This is a genomic window from Labrenzia sp. ATLA3 (genome assembly GCF_057180185.1).
Genome location: NZ_JBXUKV010000003.1, coordinates 437460 through 457824 on the forward strand (window position 1 = coordinate 437460; position 20365 = coordinate 457824).

Genomic DNA, 20365 nt, shown 5'->3' on the forward strand with positions numbered 1-20365 from the left:
CGAGCCTTGACGATACAGAGAATTGGTTTCAGGGAAACCCGGACTTTGAAAATGTTGCCGATCCGTCCCGGAGCCAATCGTGACCCTTGACCCAAACCAGCATCTGACTTTCCAGGCCAAGTTCGTGGAGGCCACGCTGGAAACGCTTCTGGCCGCCCAGGCTCTGCCGGCTGAAACCGTGCGCCCCCCACGACTGCTAGCCGCCATGCGCCATGGCGCGCTGAACGGCGGCAAGCGTCTGCGGCCGGTTCTGGTGATGGAGACGGCCAATCTGTTCGGACGGACAGATGACGGCATTCTGCAGGCTGCCTGTGCGCTGGAACTGATTCATTGTTATTCGCTGGTCCATGACGACCTGCCAGCCATGGACGACGACGATGTGCGCCGGGGCCAGCCAACCGTGCACAAGGCCTATGACGAGGCGACCGCTATCCTGGCCGGAGATGCGTTGCTGACGCTCGCCTTCGACGTGATCGCCGGCAAGGCTGTGCATACAGATGCAGCGGTGCGCCTGCGGCTCTCGCGCGAACTTGCCCGCGCTTCCGGCATCGGCGGCATGGCGGGCGGGCAGATGCTCGATCTGGAGTCGGAGCACCGCGAGCGCACCGAGGCGGAGATCCGCCAGCTGCAATCCATGAAAACCGGCGCGCTGCTGCGCTACGCCTGCCGGGCAGGCGCTATTCTGGCGGATGCACCGGAAGCGGATATCGACCGACTAACGCGTTTCGGCGAAGTGATCGGCCTTGCTTTCCAGCTGGCAGACGACCTTCTGGACGTGGAAGCCAGTGCGGAAACGATGGGCAAGGCCACCGGCAAGGATGCGGAAGCCGGCAAGGCAACGCTTGTAGGGCTCTGGGGCACTGACAGAACGCGTACTGAGCTTGGCCGGCTGGTCGAGGAAGCGGAAACGCTGCTCGCGCCCTATGGCAGCCGCGCGGCGATCCTGAGCGCCCTTGCTGGTTTTATCGTAAACCGAACGAATTGATCTGAACGCCAAGCGTCTGATAGCCCGCGACGTCGCAGGGCTGAAATCAATTGCAGGGACTATTGCCCGAATACGCCCTTCTCTGGACGTGTTCGGGCAAGCGCAACTACTCCGCAGGCGCGCCGGCCTTGTCCGTGGCATGACGGCCGAAGTCGGGCGCGTCGGTTTCCTGGCCGGCGTCGATGATCGAGCGGCGGATGCCCCGGGTGCGGGTGAACAGGTCGAACAGCATCTGGCCATCGCCCCAGCGGATCGCCCGCTGGAGAGCGGAAAGATCTTCAGAAAACCGCGCCAGCATTTCCAGGATCGCGTCCTTGTTGTGCAGGCAGACGTCCCGCCACATGGTCGGATCGGAGGCCGCCAGACGCGTGAAATCGCGGAAACCGGACGCCGAATACTTGATGACTTCCGACTTGGTGACCGTTTCCAGATCGTCTGCGGTGCCGACAATGTTGTAGGCAATCAGATGCGGCAGATGCGAAACGATGGCCAGCACCAGGTCGTGGTGTCTGGCGTCCATCGTGTCGACGTCCGAGCCGCAGGCACGCCAGAAGGCGCTGAGCTTTTCCAGAGCCTCGGGATCGGTGTCTTCTGACGGGGTCAGGATACACCAGCGCTGGTCGAACAGCGTCGGGAACCCGGCATCGGGCCCGGACTGCTCGGTCCCGGCAATCGGATGGCCCGGAATGAAATGCACGCCCTCGGGCACATGCGGATTGACCTGGTCGACGACGGACCCCTTGGTCGAGCCCACATCGGTCAGGATCGCGCCTTTCTTCAGCGCGGGTGCGATCCACTTGGCAATGGCCTCATTGGCCCCCACCGGTGCGCACAGGATCACCAGATCGGCCCCCTCCACAGCCACGGCGGCGTCGAGCGCATAACTGTCGCCCAGGTCCAGTTCTTTCGCCCTTTGCAGGGTATCCTCGGACCGGGTGGAAATTGCGATTTCCTTGACCAGGCCGCGCTGACGAGCGACCTGCGCAAGCGAGGAACCGATCAGGCCGATACCGATCAGGGCCATGCGCTCGAAAATGGGGGCAGCAGTCATGTGATTCTTATTTCTGTTCCAGAAAGTCCTTCAGGTGGCCAATGACGGCCCGGTTCGCTTCTTCGGAGCCAATGGTCATGCGGATCGAGTTCGGCAGTCCGTAATTGCCGACCATGCGCAGCACGCAGCCCCGTTCCAGCAGATAGGCGTCGGCATCCGCCGCGCGCTTGCCGTCCTCATCGGGGAAGTGAACCAGAACGAAATTGCCGACGCTCGGCGTCACCTTCAGACCCAGCTTCTCGAGTTCCGCGGTCACCCACGGCAACCATGTGTCGTTATGCTCGATCGACCGCGTGACGAAGTCACGATCGCGGACGGCGGCCATGCCCGCGGCAATCGCCATGCCGTTGACGTTGAACGGACCGCGGATGCGGTTGAGCGCGTCGATCACATGTGCCGGACCAAAGGCCCAGCCGAGCCGCAGATTGGCAAGGCCGTAAATCTTGGAGAAGGTCCGCGTCATGATGACGTTATCGGACGTCGCTGCCAGTTCGAGGCCGCTTTCATAGTCGTTGCGGCGGACGTATTCCGCATAGGCGGCATCCAGCACCAGCAGAACATTGGCCGGCAGGCCTTCATGTAGCCGCTTGACCTCTTCGAACGGCAGATAGGTGCCGGTCGGGTTGTTCGGATTGGCGATGAAGACCATCCGGGTCTTGTCCGTGACCCTGGCCAGGATCGCGTCGACGTCCGTTGTCAGGTCTTTTTCAGGCGCGATCACCGGCGTCGCGCCAGCCGCGCGGATGGCAATGTCGTAGACCAGGAAGCCGTGTTCGGAATAGATCGCCTCATCGCCCGGGCCGAGATAGCCATAGGCGATCAGGCTGAGAACCTCATCCGACCCGGAGCCGCAGATGATGCGATCCGCGTTGAGGCCGTAGACCTCGCCAATGGCGGCGCGCAGTTCGGCAGAGGATCCGTCCGGATAAAGCTCAAGATTCCGGGCAACGGCTTCAATGGCTGCACGTGCGGCGTCACTGGTACCGAGCGGTGTTTCGTTGGACGAGAGCTTGTGCACGGTCTTGCCGTGGCTGCCCTTGGACTTGCCGGGAACATATGCCGCAATATCCAGAACACCCGGCCGCGGCTGCGGACGGTTTGCGGTTGCCTTGCCAGCTTCGGTCACTGTCGTCATCTCGTTCATCCCTGAGGCTCCTCGTCCTCGGCAGCAAATGTGTCGTCCGGATCGCCATTGCCGTCGATCGGCGCGGCATAGCCGCCGACACGTCTCAAAACATCCGGTGCGGCGCCCGCCGCAAGGCAGGCAGCGCGCACGTCCTCTTCCGTGAGGTCGCCGGAAATCGCAAGCAGCGCGTCGACACCGCTGGCGGACCGGAAGAAACTGAGCACTTCAATGCCCTCGTCCATCAGGTTGCCCGGAAGAAGATCAGACCAGCGGGCGTCATAAACCGCCACATCCGCGTTGTCGATCATGCTGTCCGCCTTGGCCAGCACCAGCGCCGGAAGGTCGGCAGGCCGCTCGTCCAGAATGACGAAAGGCAGCCGTGCCCGCACAAGTGCGCCGGATTCGCTCAGGCCCCGCCACCAGGGCAGTTCCGCCCGGTCGATCAACGCCACCAGCCCCAGATCGCAGGCTGAAGCCGTCACGGCGCCGACCACGTCGGCAGCATCGCTTCCCGGGACCAGCTCCACGGAAAAGCCGAAATAGAAACGCGCCAGATCGAGCATCTCGATCAGATCGGCGCTGCCGTCCAGGTGAACGGCGGTGTCCGCCTGCAGGCTGGTGCAGGCGCAAATGAGGTCTCGCCAGATATGTTCGACGGTCGCAAGCGGCAGATCGCCCTCGTGACGCTCCACCATCTGGCGCATCAGATCGGCGTCGCGCTCGGGCTGAAAAAGGGCGGCCGCGGCCCCTGAGGCGCGGCTTGCTGCCTGGATGCCGGCTTCGGCCTGGGCGCGTTCCATCAGGGCGGTGTGGATGCGTGCATCGATCTCGTCGACCCTCGTCCTGAGGTCGTCCAGCGACAGCCCGCTGTCCGGCAAGTGAGACATGAGGTGGCTCCGGCCTTCGTTTGGGTTCAGCGGCGCATAGTCATAGGGATGTGATAGCGCAAAGGCAAAAGAAAACATTGACTCGGGCGTTCAGGCACGGCTAGGTCGCCAGTCTGGCCGCTCTGGCAGGCATCTGCCGTTTCCCGGCGGCGGACCGTCGCCCGCGCAAGCGGTGTGAAAATTTCCCAGCCTGGGACAACCGATAATTCTTTAGAGCCATGTCCGCAGACACATCACGTCCAGCCACCCCGGAGAATCTGAAGGCAACCGAAGCAGTCTGGCCGTCAAGCAAGCTCGTGCACTTTCCGGCGGAAGAACCGCTGGAACTCGATGCCGGCGCAAAGCTTGGCCCCTGGCAGGTCGCGTATGAGACCTATGGCGAACTGAACGCGGATAAGTCCAATGCCGTGATCGTGTGTCACGCACTGACAGGCGACCAGTATGCCGCCTCCACAAGCCCCGTGACGGGCAAGCCCGGCTGGTGGAGCCACATGGTCGGCCCCGGCAAGCCGATCGACACCAACCATTATTTCGTCATCTGCTCCAACGTCCTCGGCGGCTGCCTCGGCACCACCGGACCGGCTTCCATCAACGAGGAGACTGGACAGGCCTATGGTCTGGCGCTGCCCGTAATCACGATTCGCGACATGGTTCGGGCCCAGGCACGCCTGGTCGATCATCTGGGCATCGACACGCTGTTTGCGGTCATTGGCGGTTCCATGGGCGGCATGCAGGTACTGCAATGGGCAGCCAGCTATCCCGAGCGTGTGTTTGCGGCCGTGCCCATTGCTGCAGCAGCCCGGCACACCTCCCAGAACATCGCTTTTCACGAAGTCGGCCGACAGGCGATCATGGCTGACCCCAACTGGTGCGGCGGCAGTTACCTGCAGGAAGGGCAACGGCCGACCAAGGGTCTGGCGGTCGCCCGCATGGCAGCACATGTCACCTACATGTCGGACGAATCCCTGCATCAGAAATTCGGCCGCAACCTGCAGGACCGCGAAAATGTCACCTTCGGTTTCGACGCGGATTTCCAGATCGAGAGCTATCTGCGCCACCAGGGCATGACCTTCGTCGACCGGTTCGACGCCAATTCCTATCTCTATGTCACCCGGGCGATGGACTATTTCGACCTGGCGCATCAGTTCGGCGGCTCTCTGGCAAACGCCTTCAAGGGAACGAAGACGCGTTTCTGCGTCATGTCGTTTACCTCCGACTGGCTGTTCCCGACGACGGAAAGCCGGCGCGTGGTGAAGGCGCTCAACGCTGCGGCGGCCAATGTCTCCTTCGTCGAGATCGAGAGCGACTGGGGCCACGATTCGTTCCTGCTGGACGTGCCGGAGATGTTCCAGACCATTTCCGGCTTCATCACCGGTGCAGCACACGCCCGCGGCCTGCCCGCACCGGGCGAGGAGGTCTGATCCCGTGAACCTGGCTCCAAGACAGACCCTATCCGGCGCTGTGCGCGGCGACCACAAGGTCGTCGCCTCGCTGGTTCCGCACAATGCCCGCGTGCTCGACATCGGATCGGCCGATGGCGAACTGCTCGACCTTCTGGTGCGCGAGCGTCAGGTGGACGGGCGCGGCATCGAACTGTCGCAGGAAGGCGTCAACCGCTGCGTCGCCCGCGGCCTGTCGGTGATCCAGGGCGATGCCGACCAGGACCTCGCCGACTATCCGGACGGGGCTTTCGACGTCGTCATCCTGAGCCAGACCCTGCAGGCCACCCGCGAGCCGAAAAAGGTCGTCAGCGAGCTCTTGCGCATCGGCAACCAGGTCGTGATCTCGATCCCGAACTTCGCCCATTGGCGCAACCGGGCCCAGCTCCTGTTCCGCGGCCGTATGCCGGTGACCAAATACCTGCCTTACGAATGGTACGACACGCCGAACATCCACTTCTGCTCCCTGCGCGATTTCGTCGAACTCTGCCGGGAACTGGATGCGAAAGTCGAAAAGGCCGTTGCCCTCAGCGGCAGAGGCAACAAGATCCCGGTCAACGCCCCCTGGTGGGTGTGGAACATCGTTGCCGAACAGGCCGTTTTTCTGCTGAAGCGGTAAGCAGGCTGGATCAACTGGCAGCAGGCGGGGTTTCCGGACTTTCAGGGAAGATTTTGCGGAATTCAGACCCCCACCCCTAACCCCTCCCCACAAAGGGGAGGGGGACTAGACCTCATATGCGGTAAGGCCACAATTCAGCGGTTGATGTTGATTTAAAGGCCTTGTCTGCGGCAAGGCAGGATTCCCTTCCCCCTTGTGGGGAGGGGTTAGGGGTGGGGGTTCAGCCGACAATGCAAAACCGCACCCACAGCCAAACCACAAGCTCTAGTCCACCTTCACCTGCCGATGAACGGACCTGACAGGTTTCAATCCGGTGGCGACGCCTTCCGGTATGAACACCGGCCGCAGCACCCGGAAACGGCTTTTCTTGCCGTCTACAGGCAGGCTCTGGAAGACGACCTTTTCCGCTTCCACGATCAGCACACCGCCGAAAGCGGGCCAGATGCGCCGGCCAATGCCCTCCCAGGTTCGGGCTGCGCGCAGGATCGTGCGGGCGCGCGAGGGCGGCATGAAGAGGGCTTCCTTGTCCTCGGTCACATTGAACTGGCAGCTCTTCAGAAGGTCCTTTAGCTGGCTGCCCGAATAAGGCCGGCCATAGCCGAAGGGAGAAAGCTCGGACTGCGCCCACAGGCCGCGCCGGTTCGGCACGACGGCGATCAGCCGCCCGCCCGGAACCAGCACCCGCCAGGCTTCCCGGAGCACCGCTGCCGGATCCGAACAGTGATCGAGAGCATGCACCAGCATCACCCGGTCGAAATAGGCATCCGGAAACGGCAGATCCTGATCTTCCACCAAGGTGCACGAACTGTCCCGCTCGCGCGGCCAGTGAACGGCGCCCTGCGGGGCGGGCATGGCCGCGATGGCTCGGTCAACCGTGTCGAGATACGGCCGCATGAACGGGCCGGCATAGCCGATGCCGAGCAGTGCCTTGCCGGTGAGGTCCGGCCACATCTTGCGAATTGGCCCCCCGATCAGGCTGCGCAGCAGCCTGCCGAGCGGCAAATCGTAAAAGGCGCGCAAATGAACGACGTCGAGATACATTCAGCCTGACTCGATCAAGAAGGGTCGCGGCGATTGAACATGGAACGGTGTGTAAGCGCAAGATCTCTTGCCTTGCCCTTCGTCCCTGTCTTTGACAGTCTGCACTCCAACCAACAGATCTCAGCAGGGAGCCGTTTCATGGCCTTGAGCGACACCACCGAAATTCATCAGTTCACCTGTCTCGACGATAATTTCGGCGTGCTGATCCATGACACGGACAGCGGCACGACCATTGCCGTCGACGTGCCGGACGCCAACGCTTATGAAAAGGCGCTGGAGCAGACAGGGTGGTCGCTGACGCATATTCTGATCACCCATCACCATTGGGATCATGTTCAGGGTCTGGGCACGCTCAAGCAGCAGACCGGTGCGACCGTGATCGGACCCGAGCGCTCACGCCAGAAGATTGCCGAGCTGGACCGCACCGTGGAAGACGGTGACGATGTCCGCTGCGGGCCATACGAGATCAAGGCGATCTCGACCCCGGGCCACACCCTGGACCAGATTTCCTGGTACATCCCCTCGATCAAGGTGGCGCATACCGGCGATACGTTGTTTGCGCTCGGATGCGGCCGGGTGTTCGAGGGCGACAAGGAGATGATGTGGTCGTCACTTTCCAAGCTGATGCGCCAGCTTCCCGACGACACCACCATCTATTGCGGCCATGAGTACACTCTGGCCAATGCACGCTTTGCCCTGACCATCGACCCGGAAAACGCTGATCTGAAAGCCCGGGCTGAAGAGGTTGAAACCCTTCGCCAGGAAGGCGCCGCGACATTGCCGACGACCATGGCGAAAGAGAAAGCAACAAACCCGTTTTTGCGCGCGGGCGAAGCTTCTGTTGCAAAGGCTCTCGATATGGACGGAAAAAGTGCCGTCGAAGTCTTCACCGAAATCCGCACTCGCAAGGACAACGCCTGATCAAGCCAATGGCATTTTCTGCATAATTCTTGCAGCTTCCGGTTTTTCCTGGCCGGAAGGCTTATATCCTGGGTTGGTTGCCCCCATATGCACACTATCGTGATCATGAAGGGGCACTCACCATGACACCTGCGAGTTCCGAAGACCGTCTGACACGCTCCGCGGAGCTGCGGGCACGGGATGTGGTCAGCCGAATTGTCGGTCAGGCCGAACCGATACCGGGTCACCTGGGCGGCGGGCACAGGCTGGACATGCAACTGCTTTATGAGGAAGTGGTTGCGGCCCTGCGCGAAACCATTGATGATCTGGCCTTCTGCACCGGGTCGAAATCCTCCTGAGAGATTCTTCCCGGCGTATCCTCCTGTTGAGCTGTCCGGGACCTTTCATGACGCCATCCACCAGTCTGACCGCCGAAAAGATCGTCGATCTTCTCGACATGCAACCGCATCCCGAAGGCGGCTTTTATGCCGAAACCTTCCGTGACAGCGTGACCGATGATGACGGGCGGGCGGCCTCTACCCTGATCTATTTCCTGCTTCCCGAAGGTGTGTTGTCGCGCTGGCACAAGGTTGACGCGGTCGAAACCTGGCACTGGTATGCCGGCAGCCCGCTGGAGCTCTCCTTGAGCACGGACGGCAAGACGAAGGAAGTCCTGACCCTCGGGAACGATCTTCTGGCCGGCGAACGGCCGCAGGGCATCATCCCCCGCGACGGCTGGCAACAGGCCCGCTCGCTCGGTGCCTGGACCCTTGTCGGCTGTACCGTAGCACCGGGGTTCCGCTTCGAGGGGTTCGAGATGGCGCTGGAGGGATGGGAGCCGGGGACTTGATCCTGCCTTGCCCCTTCGGGCCGGATGCCGCCTAAAGCCGAACGGCCACGCCCAACTGGAATCAGCTGAAGGCTCAACATCGTGTCGGCCTGAAAGTGGCAGAGCGTCTCGTATGCGCCCTCCTGGCCGCACAATGATCTACGAGCACAAGCGCATGAGCTCTTGCACCAGTTCCTCCAGTTCTTCCTCCGTCAGGCTGCGCCGCATGGAGCACCCCAGGTAACAGTCGTAGATAAGGTTTGCCCGCGTACCGGCGCTACGCGAGGGAACGCCGTTGTCCAGAAGAAGCTGCTTCAGATAGGCAATGCGCATTTCGTCCACTTCGGCAACCGCGCGTCGCGGCAGCGGGTCGTTTTCCGCCCAGATGCGCATCTGCCGCTCCAGGCGCTCGCTGCTGCCGAAGGCGAGGCGCAACAGTTCGTGCAATGCCGCCCGTTTCGAGGGCAACTTGTCGATCTCGACAATCACATTTTGTGCGGCAAGCTGCTTCCAGCGATGAATGACGGCGGCATGATAATCGGTGACCGCCTTGAAGTAGTTGTAGAAGCTCCCGCGAGTCACGCCACGTGCCTTTGAAAGGCTGTCCGCCTTGAGCGCTTCAAACCCTTGATGGCGAAGCGCATCCAGACCGATTTCAACCCATTCCTCAACAGTCACCTTTGCGGGCCGGCTCATGCGATTCTCCAGTTTAATACACTTATGTATTTACAAGATCAGGAAGCTGTGTGAAAGTTAAATACACATATGTATCTAATCTTTGGTTCGCTGGCTCTGCCGACCCCTTTCCCGGCCTGCGAAACCTTCCGTGTTCAACCCAAGACCCGGAGCGGCGGGTGTTTTGAAAAACCTTCGCCAATCCGGGAAAACAATCGAAAGGAAGCCTAAATTGCCTGAAATCGAACAGGAGATTCTGAACCTTGCGCCCGGTCTGCAACTCGTCTCGGTCGCGACGGTGACCCCAAAAGGCGCCCCCTGGGTCCGGTTCGTGGCAGGCAGGATGCTGCCAGACTTGTCGGTCTGGTTCAGCACGTATCTCACGTCACGAAAGATCGCCCATATTCGAGCCAATCCAACGGTTCACGCGACACTGGGCGCCCAGGATTTCAAAGCTGAAAAATGGTTGCAGGTCGAAGGCCATGCCGAGATTTCAACCGAGGAGCAAGACCGGAAGGACTTCTGGTTCGACGGCCTGCGTGCCTATATTTCCGGTGTGGACGACCCGAATTATGCCGTCGTTAAAATCATTCCCGACCGCATTGAGATCGGGTCGATGACGACGCCGCCCGAGGTCTGGGTGTCACGCGCAACTGCGTGACTTTTGCGTCCTCGGGGCATTGTTCCCGGTGACGGCTGACAGCAGGGCCGGTCGCTCGGTGCGTGGACCCTTGTCGATTGCACTGACGCGCCCGGATTTCAGTTCCAGGACTTGCTCCCGGCACCGGAAGGCTGGGAACCGGGAAACTAATTTTCACACACCTGCACGATTTTGCGGAACCAATAGAGGCTTGGCGAGTTCTCTTTCCAACGAAAGGAGAGAGGCATGAACGGTATCATCTATCTGGTCGGTCTCGTCGTCGTAGTTGGCGCGATACTGTCCTTTATTGGTCTGATCTGACCTACTCCAGTTAAAACTGCCGCACCCCCGGCAGATGACCTCCAACTGTTTGGGCCGGACGCATGCCCCCGCCCATGAACGGCCGCCCCCCGTTCACCTGCGTCCGGCCCTTTTCCGTTTTTGGGAAGGATTACATCATGCATAACATCATTTATCTGGTCGGACTTATCGTCGTCGTCGTCGCCATCCTGTCCTTTCTCGGACTGGCCTGAGCCATCGTCAGAACGCTAGCCGCACAACCCTATCGGCCGTCGTGGTCAACGCTTCCCGGCTAGCCACCCCTTCAGCCTGCCAACAGCGGCACCCAGCTCACATCTGATCGTCAAAATGCCGGCATGGCGGAAAGACCAGGGTCATGAGACATTCGAACTGGTTACAAGCTGCCGCGCGCGCCGGATATCTTTCGCGCGGTGTCGTCTACGGCATCATTTCGGTCTTTGCCATTCTCGCCTCCGTCGGCGCAGGCAGCAGCAAAGGCACCAAAGGCGCACTTGTTACCCTGTTATCCCAACCATTCGGATCGGTTCTTGTAGCCGTACTCGTGGCAGGCCTGTTCGGCTTTGTCGTCTGGCGGCTGGTCCAGTCTGTTCTGGACGCCGACAACCATGGCTGGACAGCGCAAGGGATCGTCGTACGTCTCGCCCTTCTGGCCAGCGCTGCCACCTATAGCGCGCTCGCACTCTACGCCATCGGCCTGCTTGGATTAACGGGCTCGGGCGGCGGCAAGCTTCTCCCCAACCTGCTGAACACCATTTCGCAAGGACTTGGCCAGCGCCTGTTCGTGGCCGGTCTGTCGCTCGTCTTTCTGGGGATTGCGGCGGCGCATTGGTGGAAAGCCTGTTCAGGCAAATACTGCAAGCATTTCGATGAAAACGAGGCCCCCATGCGGCTCGTGCATGTCGTGTCGGTGCTTGGCCTTGGCGCACGCGGTGTCGTGTTTGCCCTGCTTTCGGCAATGGTCTGGCTTGGCATCGAGGGTGCCGCGTCTTCCGAAGGCGGCCTGCCGAGCACACTGGACGCACTCAGATACATTCAGGATTTGCCTTACGGACGGATCATGCTGTTCGTACTGGCCGTCGGCCTCATGATTTTTGCGATCTATTCACTTGTGGAATCCCGGTGGCGCAGGGTCAGCCTTTCCTGACCTGCACCTTTGTAAAACACCGCCGGATCGTCGCTCAGCCTCTGACACGCTTGGAAGGCTTGGCGGACTTCGCGCCGAATTCCTTCGGCGCATGCTCATCGAGAAGATCTTCCGACTGGGTGGCTATACGCTCCTGGTCAACCTGCTTTTCGAGGTCCCTGTCGGCTTCCGTATCGTTCGGCACCTCTTCCATCGTTTCGGGGAAGACTGTCTCCTTGCTGGCGATTTGTCTTTGGTCCCGATCCGGCTGCTCCCTGTCTGCCAGGAGGTTTTCCAGAGCGGGCGCATCGTCGAAGCGCAGCCGGTAGATGGGTTCGGGCAGGGAGAAGCCATTTGCTTCAAGCGCAAGCTTGACGAGGCGCATCGCCTCCGACCGGGCCTTCTGGAAATCGGTGCGCGTCTGGTCGATCCAGCCGACGAAGCTCAGAACGACGTTGGAGTCTCCCAGTGCCTCGATCCAGGCATCAGGAGAGGGCTCTCCAAGAATAAACCCCTGACGGCGAAGCGTGTTCAGCCCGACATCCAGCGCCTTGTCCAGATTGCTTTCCGCGTCCACGCCCAGTTCGAACACGAAGCGGCGCCGCGGATTTGTGGAGTAATTGATGAGCGTGCTCTTGAAGACGATCGCGTTGGGGATGCGAATATGGTTGCCATCCTTTTCCATCAGGATCGTGGCGCGCGACGTGAGACTGATGACATAGCCCTCATAGCCTTCAATCCTGACGAAATCCTTCGGATTGAACGGCTGCCGGATGCTGAGCATGATACTGGCGATGTAGTTTTCAACCGTGTCCCGGACGGCAAAACCAACCGCCAGGCCCACGATACCTGCCGCACCGAGCAAGGTACCAATGACCGCTGTTGCGCCAAGCACATCAAGCGCCAGCACGATGCCGATCGTGAAGAACAGGATCCTGATCAGCTGCCTGACAAGATCCGCGATGAAGGCATTTGGGGTCAGCCTGTTCCAGGGCCATTCAAGCCGCGCGATCAGCACACCGGCGGCACTGGCCAGCATCCAGACAAGCAAGGCAACCATGGCAAGCGGCAGATAATTCACGCCCTGCAACAGACGCGCGTGCAACCGTTCGTAAACCGGAACCAGGCGTTCCTCCAGTGCGGTTTCTTCGGTGAGATTGTTCTGGACCGCAACAACGCCGTCCACGCGGCTGGCAAGCTCTTCCGCTTTCGTGGCAAGAACGGCCTCGGTCACCGTACCGTTCAGATTGACCACACCCGATTTCACCGAGACGGAAATTCCGGCAAGCCCATCGAGTTCGTCAAAAATGTCGTTGATACGGTGCTCTATCGCCTGATCTTCACCGGCGCCGGGCACGGCGGTGATTGCGCCGGACTTGTTTTCCGTTTGTGACAGAACAGGCTGTGCGGCTGACAGGGACAGCACAAGGACGAGAAGGAAGGATTGCAACAGTCTGGAAATCATGACGGCCTTTCCGCGCTTGCGCTCGGTTGCCGTCATTACAAGGGTGTCCGCGCGCGATGGACTTCGACGCTAACACAACGCACCCGAGGTGTTGAGGTTCCCTGACCATGGGTCAGTAAATACAGAATCATGCGGCTGGGATCCATCGCCAGCCCCGGTCAGGTCTCCTACGGTTCCCGTGGCGGACCTGATGGCCGGTTAAGCCATCCCCGCAATCGCGCTGGCAAATTCCTTGGCCGAGAAGGGCTCAAGATCGGCAACCCCTTCGCCGACACCGATGAAATGCACCGGCAAAGCATATTTGGCGGAAATCGCGACCAGGATACCACCGCGCGCCGTGCCATCCAGCTTCGTCATCACTAGACCGTTCACGCCGGCAACCTTGCCGAAGATCTCGACCTGGTTGAGCGCGTTCTGTCCGGTCGTCGCATCCAGCGTCAGCAGAACCGTGTGCGGCGCCTCCGGATCGTGCTTCTTGATCACACGGATGACCTTTTCCAGCTCATCCATCAGCTCCGCCTTGTTCTGCAGTCGCCCGGCCGTATCGACCAGAAGCACATCGACGTCCTTGGCCTTCGCTTCCTTCATCGCGTCATAGGCAAGCCCGGCCGCATCGGCCCCGGTATCGCGGGAAATCACTTCAGCGCCGGTGCGCTCGCCCCAGATCTTCAACTGCTCCACCGCAGCGGCGCGGAAAGTATCGCCAGCGGCAAGCATGACGGTCTTGCCTTCGGAGCGCAGCTTCTGCGACAGCTTGCCGATGGTGGTGGTCTTGCCGGTGCCGTTGACCCCGACCATCAGAACCACATGCGGTTTCTTGCCGGTATCGAGATCCAGCGGCGTGGCAACGGGAGCCAGAACTTTCTCGACTTCCTCAGCCAGGATCTCCCGGACTTCCTCCGGCGAGATTTCCTTGTTGTAGCGCCCGTCGGACAGCCGCTCGGTAATCGCCATCGCCGTGTCGACGCCAAGGTCTGCCTGTATCAGAATATCCTCCAGCTCCTCCAGCATGGAGGCATCCAGCTTGCGCTTGGTGAAGATCGAGCTGATGCCTTCGGTCAGCGATGCGGAAGACCGGGACAGACCGGCCTTCAGCCGCTGAAACCAGGACAGCTTCGGTTCTTCGGCAGCAGGCTCTTCCACGGGCGTGGGCGTAATGACCGGATCCGGCACACTTGCGGTTTCAGGCGCATGTGCTTCTGGTGCAGGCGTTTCGGGCGCGGGTGCTTCCGGCTGAGAGGCTTCAGGTTCTTCCGCAGGCGGTTCAGGCGTTTCGGTCTCCAGAGGCTCGACGTCGGAACCGATATCAGTGGACACAATGTCTTCCGGCTGCAACGCCGGTGTCATCGGCGACAGCTCGGGAGCGATCCCCGGTGAAGCATCCATCGTAAACGGCTTGAACGGCTCGTTCAGCGCGGCAACGGGACGAACCTCCATCTCCACGTCAAGCGCCGGATCCTCGTCCTGCGGTTCTGCGGATGGTGCGTCCTGTGCCGCATCTTCAGCGGCCGGAATGGCCTCGTCTTCCGGTTTGCTTTTGCCACCGAAGAGACGCCCTAGAAAGCCGCGCTTTTTCTCGCTCATGAACCTGCCTTAAAAAATCTGCCCAACACTGCGTTCTTAAACTGTCGTAACAAAAGTGGCCACACATTCCGCCTCATCCTGAGGAGGTCCTACCGGACCGTCTCGAAGGATGGGCTACACCCCCGGAGCAAGCGGCCCATCCTTCGAGACAGCGCTTCGCGCCTCCTCAGGATGAGGCTGTTTGTCCAGCTTCAATCCAATCCGACACATTTCGCAGAAGAGCCTGTCATCAACCGATCCGTGAACCGCCCCTCAGGCAGCCTTGGAAAGGGCTTCGCCCAGAAGATGGCGGCCGGTATGGCCGATAATTCTCGTTTCGACGATCTCACCGGCAGCGCCGCCGCCAAGTTCGACCTGCGTGAACTGTTCTGTGCGGCCAAGGCCTTCCTTCTCGATCAGCACCGGGCGGGTCTTGCCGACCTCCGCCTGAAGATGCCGGACCAGCGCTTCCTCACCCTTGGCCCTGAGGCGCGCACCGCGCGCCTTCACGACGTCACGCGGCAGCTGCGGCATGCGCGCTGCCGGTGTGCCCTTGCGCGGCGAGAACGGGAAGACGTGCAGATGCGTGAGATCGCATTCGTCGACGATCCTCAGCGAATTCTGAAACATGTCCTCGGTTTCTGTCGGGAAACCGGCAATGATGTCAGCCCCGAAAACCATGTCAGGACGCAGGCGGCGAACGTCTTCGCAGAAGCGGATCGTGTCCGCACGTAAATGGCGACGCTTCATCCGCTTCAGGATCATGTCGTCGCCCGCCTGCAGGGACAGATGCAGATGCGGCATCAGCCGCTCGTCTTCCGCAATCACCCGCATCAGGTCGTCGTCCGCCTCGATGGAATCGATGGAAGACAGACGCAGGCGCTTCAGCTCCGGAACCATCTTCAGGATCTTGGCTGACAGCGTGCCCAGCTTCGGCGTTCCCGGCAGATCAGCGCCATAGGAGGTGATGTCCACACCGGTCAGCACGATCTCGTTATAGCCGTTGTCGACAAGGCGCTTGATCTGGTCGATGACCACGCCCATCGGCACGGAGCGGGAATTGCCCCGGCCATAGGGGATGATGCAGAAGGTGCAGCGGTGATCGCAGCCGTTCTGGACCTGCACGAACGCCCGGGCGCGGCCCGTCAGTCCGTCGATCAGGTGACCAGCGGTTTCCTCGACGCTCATGATGTCGTTGACGCGCACTTTCTCGGTTTCGGAAACGCCGAAGGCGGCAACGTCCTGGTAGGACTTGCGCTCCAGTTTTTCCGTGTTGCCGAGCACCAGATCCACCTCGTCCATGGCGGAGAAGGTCTCGCTCTCCGTCTGCGCAGCGCAGCCGGTGACAATCACTCTTGCGTTCGGGTTATCGCGCTTGGCCTTGCGCACGGCCTGGCGGGCCTGGCGAACGGCCTCACCGGTGACGGCGCAGGTGTTGATGAGAATGGCATCCTCAAGGCCCGCAGCCTCCGCCTCGCGCTTCATGACCTCCGACTCATACGCATTGAGCCGGCAGCCGAAGGTGACGACATCAATGCTCATGATGCGGCTCCAGCCTCCACCGGGGCGTCGCCCATGGCGGTCTTGCGCCAGTCCAGCGTATCGAGATCGACCTCGCCTTCAAATTCCACTTCCGTCAGACCGCTCATCAGCACGTGGTTGTCGCTCTCGCGCCATTCGATCCCGATGGGCCCGCCCGGCAGATGGATGGTGGTCTTGCGGCTTGTCCGGCCATCGCGCGCGGCGGCAACGCCAACCGCACAGGCAGCAGTGCCGCAGGCCAGCGTCAGGCCGACACCGCGTTCCCAGACCTTCACCCGGATCTGATCGGTGTCGAACACATGCGCCAGCGAAATATTGGCGTATTCCGGAAAGATCGGATGGTGTTCCAGCAAGGGGCCGACCCGCTCAAGCTCATAGGCTTCCACATCGTCGACCCAGAAGATCGCGTGCGGATTGCCCATGTTGACGACGGCCGGCGTGTGCAGGATCGGATCATCGATCGGCCCGATCTGAAGTTCGATCGCGCGGGTGTCGGCAAACTCTTCCGCCAGCGGAATTTCGTTCCAGGCAAGCCGCGGCAGCCCCATGTCGACAGTCACGCTGCGCGGACCTTCGGCATCGAACGCGTGCAGAAGCCCGGCGCCGGTCTCGATCGTGACGAGATCCTTGCCGGCTTCTTCCATCAGCAGACGGCCGATACAGCGCGTGGCGTTGCCACAGGCCGACACCTCACTGCCGTCGCGGTTATGAATACGCATGAAGGCATCGACACCCAGATTGGACCGTTCGACGGTGATCATCTGGTCGAAACCGATGCCCGTCTCCCGGTCGCCCAAGGTAGCAATGGCTTCGGGGGTCAGACGCAGCGGTTTTTCCCGCGCGTCCCAAACCACGAAATCATTGCCAAGGCCGTTCATCTTCAAAAAGGGTCTGGTTTCAGACGCCATACCGGTCGCACTTCTACAAAACTTCAAGGAAAAGCGTCCGCCATCTTGCGGACATTTGCCCTTATATGGCGGAAAACACGGCAAATTACCAGTGGGACAGGCCGTCATCGCAGGTATGCGTAAACGGCGGCCAGTCCGGCAATCCACTCGTTCGTCATTGCAGGGCATGACGCGATGTGTTGGTGCCCTCTACAGGCTCACCGCATTGAACGTGTCACAAGCATTGAGGTCGCCGGACTTAAAGCCCTTCCTGAACCAGCGGGCGCGCTGCGCCGAGGTGCCATGGTTGAAGCTTTCCGGCACGACGTAGCCCTGCGCCTGACGCTGCAAGGTGTCATCACCGATCCGGCTCGCCGCATTGAGAGCCTCGTCGATGTCGCCTTCTTCGACAAAGCCTTTCTGCCTGGCAGCGTAATGCGCCCAGATACCGGCATAACAATCGGCCTGCAATTCGACACGCACGGACAGGGCGTTGCCCTCCGCCTTGCTGAGCGTGCGCCGGGCCTTGTGGAACTCCGGGAGTACACCGAGCACGTTCTGGATGTGGTGGCCGACCTCATGCGCCAGCACATAGGCCTGCGCGAAATCGCCGGGTGCGTTGAGCTGGTTCGCCAGCTCCTGATAGAAGGACAGGTCGATATACAGCTTGCCGTCGGCGCCGCAGTAGAACGGACCTGTGGCCGCACTGGCATAACCGCAAGCCGAAGACACAGACCCGGAAAACAGAACCAGCGTCGGTTCGGGATAAGACGCGCCGCCATTTTCAAAGATCTGGCCCCAGGTGTTTTCCGTGTCCGCAAGAACAACGGACACAAATTGCGCGGTTTCCTCGTCGGCGGCACTGCGGGGTGCCTGGGTTTGGTAGGACTGGGTGTCGTATCCACCGCCACCGTCCAGCTGGCCGAGCAATGCCAGCGGATTGATGCCGGTCAGCCAGGCAATGCCAACCACGATCAAAAGGCCCGTCAAACCGAGGCCACCACCTGCTCTCATCCGGCGGCCACCGACGCGCATGCGCCGCCTCCCGCCCATCGAACGCCTGTCTTCAACGTTGCTGCTGCCGCGGCGGCCTTTCCAGCGCATGTCCTGATCATCCCCGTGAACCCGAGTTTCGGTCATAGCAGACAAGACAGCGGAAACCTATGCGGTTGGCCACGGCCCCTGCCTGTGAGACACTTTTTGAAAAACGCGGCAGGGCGCATTCGGTTGCCCCTTTTACCAGCGGAATCGTGATGCCGGTTACAGAGCTCACGGTCATGCAGGCCTAAGATTGCGTCCACGGGGCAGTTATAAAGGATAACGATGATGCCCGATGTAAACGCTCAACAGGCACAACGCCTGATCAATTTCGCCACCGAGAGACTTGGCCGTGTTGAAGGCGACGGCCAGTGCTGGACCCTGGTCAACAATGGCTTCACGCACCTCGGCTTCGACAAACCGGCCTCCACCTATGTCTGGGGGCGGGTGGTCGACAATCTGACCGATGCCCGACCGGGTGACGTCTTTCAGTTCACACGTTTCGAAGTCACCGTCCGCGTAACCCACCCCGACGGCAGTTGGGAGGAGCAGACCATGTCTCGCGGTGAACCGCGGCACACGGCAATCCTGGAAAGCGTCGACGGCAACAGGGCGACCTTTCTGGAGAGCAATGTCACGGACGACCAGACCGTCAAACGCAACAGTTTCGGCGTTCGCACGGCAACCACGACCGACGCTGCCGGCGTCAGGACCTCGATCACGGTCAGCGGCAGCTTCATCATCTACCGGCCGCAGGTGTCCGCCACTCCGTAAACCGCTTCTGAAACTCGGCTCAGGCGTGGATCACCATCTCCGCGCCAGGGCCGATGTTCTGAAGGATCATGCGCATGTGTTCCGGCGAGACCGCAACGCAGCCTTCCGTCGGCGAATAACCTTCCCGAGCGATGTGAAAGAAGATCGCGCTGCCTTTTCCCTTCACTGCAGGGGCGAGGTTGCAGTCCAGCACGACGACGATGTCGTAGAGCCTGTCGTCGCGCCACATCTTCTCGTGGCTGGCCGGAAAAGGCAGTTGCACCGGCCTGTTGTACCGATGATGGGCAGGATCGTCGCACCAGCCGGACGTCGGTGACAACGGTTCGGCCGGCAACAGCGTTGCCGGTGGCAGCCCCCGGTCCGGACGATAATAGACGTGCAGCAAGGCAAAACGGCCCACAGGCGTGCCGCCGTCGCCTTCGCGCTTGCGCGTGACGATACCGGACCGGCCAAGCGCACACGGAACCGTGATCCCCCCGAGACGGAGAACGCCTCGCCTTCGATTCAGTGGCGATGCGCAAACTTCCAGCTTTCTCGCCGATTTTTTCAAGGTTTTCATGCTTGTGCCTGTTCTTCCTGGCCGCTCCGCCGGTCTCCTTGATAAACCACCCCTAAACCCCGCGTGAAGAAGAATTGACGCGACGCCGCTTGTGCGCGAACAATTTCCCACGCACATAGGAGCAGGAACGCGCTTGTGTCCTTAGCACAAGTCGTCGTGAAAAGTTTTTGGATTTTGGCGAGGAACGCGACGATGACCGCTCGCACGATATTGATTGTCGATGACGATAATGAACTGCGTGAAGCGCTGGTGGAACAGCTTTCGCTTTACGATGAATTCGAGACGATCCAGGCGGATTCGGCCACGTCCGGAATTGCCATGGCCAAGGAAGAACACGTCGACCTGCTGCTGATGGACGTTGGCCTGCCCGACATAGACGGTCGGGAGGCGGTCAAACTGCTCCGCAAGAGCGGGTTCAAGGCGCCGATCATCATGCTGACCGGCCATGACGGTGACAGCGACACGATCCTGGGGCTTGAGGCCGGTGCCAACGACTACGTCACCAAACCCTTCAAGTTCGCCGTGCTTCTGGCTCGTGTGCGGGCGCACCTGCGCCAGCATGAACAGAGCGAAGACGCCACTTTCGCCATCGGCCGCTATTCCTTCCGGCCCGCGGCCAAGGTGATGCAGGACGACAACGGCTCCAAGGTCCGGCTGACGGAAAAGGAAACCTCCATCCTCAAGTTCCTCTACCGCGCCGGCGAAAAGCCGGTGACCCGCGATGTTCTGCTGCATGAGGTCTGGGGCTACAATTCCGGGGTGACCACCCACACGCTGGAAACCCACATTTACCGCCTCAGGCAGAAAATCGAGCGAGACCCGTCCAATGCAGAGCTTCTTGTCACAGAAGCCGGTGGATATAAGCTTGTGCCCTAACCGGTAATCGGCGTATTTCTTGGGC

General features: G+C 60.9%; 22 protein-coding genes. 11 read left to right on the forward strand and 11 right to left on the reverse strand.

Features of this window, described 5'->3' with window-relative positions:
* Positions 1–79: 79 nt before the first annotated feature.
* Positions 80–985, forward strand: coding sequence for a polyprenyl synthetase family protein (locus AC2A6O_RS09970; protein WP_498926673.1), 906 nt, complete (start codon positions 80–82; stop codon positions 983–985).
* 106 nt (positions 986–1091) lie between these two features.
* Here AC2A6O_RS09970 and AC2A6O_RS09975 read toward each other — a convergent pair whose 3' ends face one another.
* From AC2A6O_RS09975 to AC2A6O_RS09985, 3 genes are read right to left on the reverse strand one after another with little or no spacing between them, the layout of a single operon-like run.
* Entirely contained in the window at positions 1092–2036 is a 945-nt protein-coding gene (locus tag AC2A6O_RS09975; RefSeq protein ID WP_498926675.1) for a prephenate/arogenate dehydrogenase family protein, read from the reverse strand.
* A gap of 7 nt (positions 2037–2043) precedes the next feature.
* Positions 2044–3180 carry a histidinol-phosphate transaminase gene (gene hisC / locus AC2A6O_RS09980; RefSeq protein WP_498926677.1) on the reverse strand — a complete coding sequence of 379 codons (1137 nt, stop codon included), beginning with the start codon at positions 3178–3180 and terminating at the stop codon, positions 2044–2046.
* Positions 3177–4049 (reverse strand): chorismate mutase, encoded by an 873-nt coding sequence (locus tag AC2A6O_RS09985; protein WP_498926679.1) that lies wholly within the window; start codon positions 4047–4049, stop codon positions 3177–3179. Before AC2A6O_RS09985 ends, hisC begins: the two co-directional genes overlap by 4 nt.
* Before the next feature lie 218 nt (positions 4050–4267).
* On the opposite strand from AC2A6O_RS09985, the gene metX reads away from it, so the two are divergent.
* Together metX and metW are read left to right on the forward strand one after the other, a co-directional pair.
* Positions 4268–5470 carry a homoserine O-acetyltransferase MetX gene (gene metX / locus AC2A6O_RS09990; protein ID WP_148585726.1) on the forward strand — a complete coding sequence of 401 codons (1203 nt, stop codon included), beginning with the start codon at positions 4268–4270 and terminating at the stop codon, positions 5468–5470.
* A gap of 4 nt (positions 5471–5474) precedes the next feature.
* Positions 5475–6107, forward strand: coding sequence for a methionine biosynthesis protein MetW (metW, locus tag AC2A6O_RS09995; protein WP_148585727.1), 633 nt, complete (start codon positions 5475–5477; stop codon positions 6105–6107).
* Positions 6108–6371: 264 nt separating this feature from the next.
* Here metW and AC2A6O_RS10000 read toward each other — a convergent pair whose 3' ends face one another.
* Positions 6372–7148, reverse strand: a complete 777-nt coding sequence (locus AC2A6O_RS10000) for a methyltransferase domain-containing protein (RefSeq protein WP_498926682.1) — start codon at positions 7146–7148, stop codon at positions 6372–6374.
* Between the two features lie 138 nt (positions 7149–7286).
* On the opposite strand from AC2A6O_RS10000, the gene gloB reads away from it, so the two are divergent.
* The 3 genes from gloB (at position 7287) to AC2A6O_RS10015 (ending at position 8898) form a co-directional block, all read left to right on the forward strand.
* A complete protein-coding gene (gene gloB, locus AC2A6O_RS10005) occupies positions 7287–8069 on the forward strand; it encodes a hydroxyacylglutathione hydrolase (RefSeq protein WP_498926684.1) in 783 nt (260 codons plus the stop codon).
* A 122-nt stretch (positions 8070–8191) separates the two neighbouring features.
* Positions 8192–8407, forward strand: coding sequence for a hypothetical protein (locus AC2A6O_RS10010; protein WP_498926686.1), 216 nt, complete (start codon positions 8192–8194; stop codon positions 8405–8407).
* Between the two features lie 47 nt (positions 8408–8454).
* Positions 8455–8898 (forward strand): cupin domain-containing protein, encoded by a 444-nt coding sequence (locus tag AC2A6O_RS10015; RefSeq protein ID WP_498926688.1) that lies wholly within the window; start codon positions 8455–8457, stop codon positions 8896–8898.
* Between the two features lie 138 nt (positions 8899–9036).
* Here AC2A6O_RS10015 and AC2A6O_RS10020 read toward each other — a convergent pair whose 3' ends face one another.
* Complete coding sequence (locus AC2A6O_RS10020) at positions 9037–9573, reverse strand: TetR/AcrR family transcriptional regulator (RefSeq protein WP_498926690.1); 537 nt, start codon at positions 9571–9573, stop codon at positions 9037–9039.
* Between the two features lie 211 nt (positions 9574–9784).
* Between AC2A6O_RS10020 and AC2A6O_RS10025 the strand changes: the two genes are divergently transcribed.
* The 3 genes from AC2A6O_RS10025 (at position 9785) to AC2A6O_RS10035 (ending at position 11657) form a co-directional block, all read left to right on the forward strand.
* Entirely contained in the window at positions 9785–10213 is a 429-nt protein-coding gene (locus AC2A6O_RS10025; protein ID WP_498926692.1) for a pyridoxamine 5'-phosphate oxidase family protein, read from the forward strand.
* A gap of 374 nt (positions 10214–10587) precedes the next feature.
* On the forward strand, positions 10588–10725 hold the full coding sequence (locus AC2A6O_RS10030; RefSeq protein WP_498926694.1) for a hypothetical protein: 138 nt from the start codon (positions 10588–10590) through the stop codon (positions 10723–10725).
* A 143-nt stretch (positions 10726–10868) separates the two neighbouring features.
* Positions 10869–11657 (forward strand): DUF1206 domain-containing protein, encoded by a 789-nt coding sequence (locus AC2A6O_RS10035; protein ID WP_148583435.1) that lies wholly within the window; start codon positions 10869–10871, stop codon positions 11655–11657.
* 34 nt (positions 11658–11691) lie between these two features.
* Here AC2A6O_RS10035 and AC2A6O_RS10040 read toward each other — a convergent pair whose 3' ends face one another.
* The 5 genes from AC2A6O_RS10040 to ypfJ form a co-directional block, all read right to left on the reverse strand.
* Positions 11692–13137 carry a mechanosensitive ion channel domain-containing protein gene (locus tag AC2A6O_RS10040; protein ID WP_498926697.1) on the reverse strand — a complete coding sequence of 482 codons (1446 nt, stop codon included), beginning with the start codon at positions 13135–13137 and terminating at the stop codon, positions 11692–11694.
* Between the two features lie 162 nt (positions 13138–13299).
* A complete protein-coding gene (ftsY, locus tag AC2A6O_RS10045) occupies positions 13300–14685 on the reverse strand; it encodes a signal recognition particle-docking protein FtsY (protein WP_498926699.1) in 1386 nt (461 codons plus the stop codon).
* Positions 14686–14937: 252 nt separating this feature from the next.
* Positions 14938–16206 carry a tRNA (N(6)-L-threonylcarbamoyladenosine(37)-C(2))-methylthiotransferase MtaB gene (gene mtaB, locus AC2A6O_RS10050; RefSeq protein WP_498926701.1) on the reverse strand — a complete coding sequence of 423 codons (1269 nt, stop codon included), beginning with the start codon at positions 16204–16206 and terminating at the stop codon, positions 14938–14940.
* Positions 16203–17114, reverse strand: coding sequence for a diaminopimelate epimerase (gene dapF, locus AC2A6O_RS10055; RefSeq protein WP_498926703.1), 912 nt, complete (start codon positions 17112–17114; stop codon positions 16203–16205). The genes mtaB and dapF overlap by 4 nt, the downstream gene beginning before the upstream one ends.
* Before the next feature lie 189 nt (positions 17115–17303).
* Positions 17304–18197 (reverse strand): KPN_02809 family neutral zinc metallopeptidase, encoded by an 894-nt coding sequence (gene ypfJ, locus AC2A6O_RS10060; RefSeq protein ID WP_498926705.1) that lies wholly within the window; start codon positions 18195–18197, stop codon positions 17304–17306.
* A gap of 222 nt (positions 18198–18419) precedes the next feature.
* Between ypfJ and AC2A6O_RS10065 the strand changes: the two genes are divergently transcribed.
* On the forward strand, positions 18420–18905 hold the full coding sequence (locus AC2A6O_RS10065) for a hypothetical protein (RefSeq protein WP_498926707.1): 486 nt from the start codon (positions 18420–18422) through the stop codon (positions 18903–18905).
* A 19-nt stretch (positions 18906–18924) separates the two neighbouring features.
* Here AC2A6O_RS10065 and AC2A6O_RS10070 read toward each other — a convergent pair whose 3' ends face one another.
* Positions 18925–19464, reverse strand: a complete 540-nt coding sequence (locus tag AC2A6O_RS10070) for a L,D-transpeptidase family protein (protein WP_498926710.1) — start codon at positions 19462–19464, stop codon at positions 18925–18927.
* Positions 19465–19656: 192 nt separating this feature from the next.
* On the opposite strand from AC2A6O_RS10070, the gene AC2A6O_RS10075 reads away from it, so the two are divergent.
* A complete protein-coding gene (locus AC2A6O_RS10075) occupies positions 19657–20340 on the forward strand; it encodes a response regulator transcription factor (protein ID WP_148583427.1) in 684 nt (227 codons plus the stop codon).
* The last annotated feature ends 25 nt before the right edge of the window (positions 20341–20365 follow it).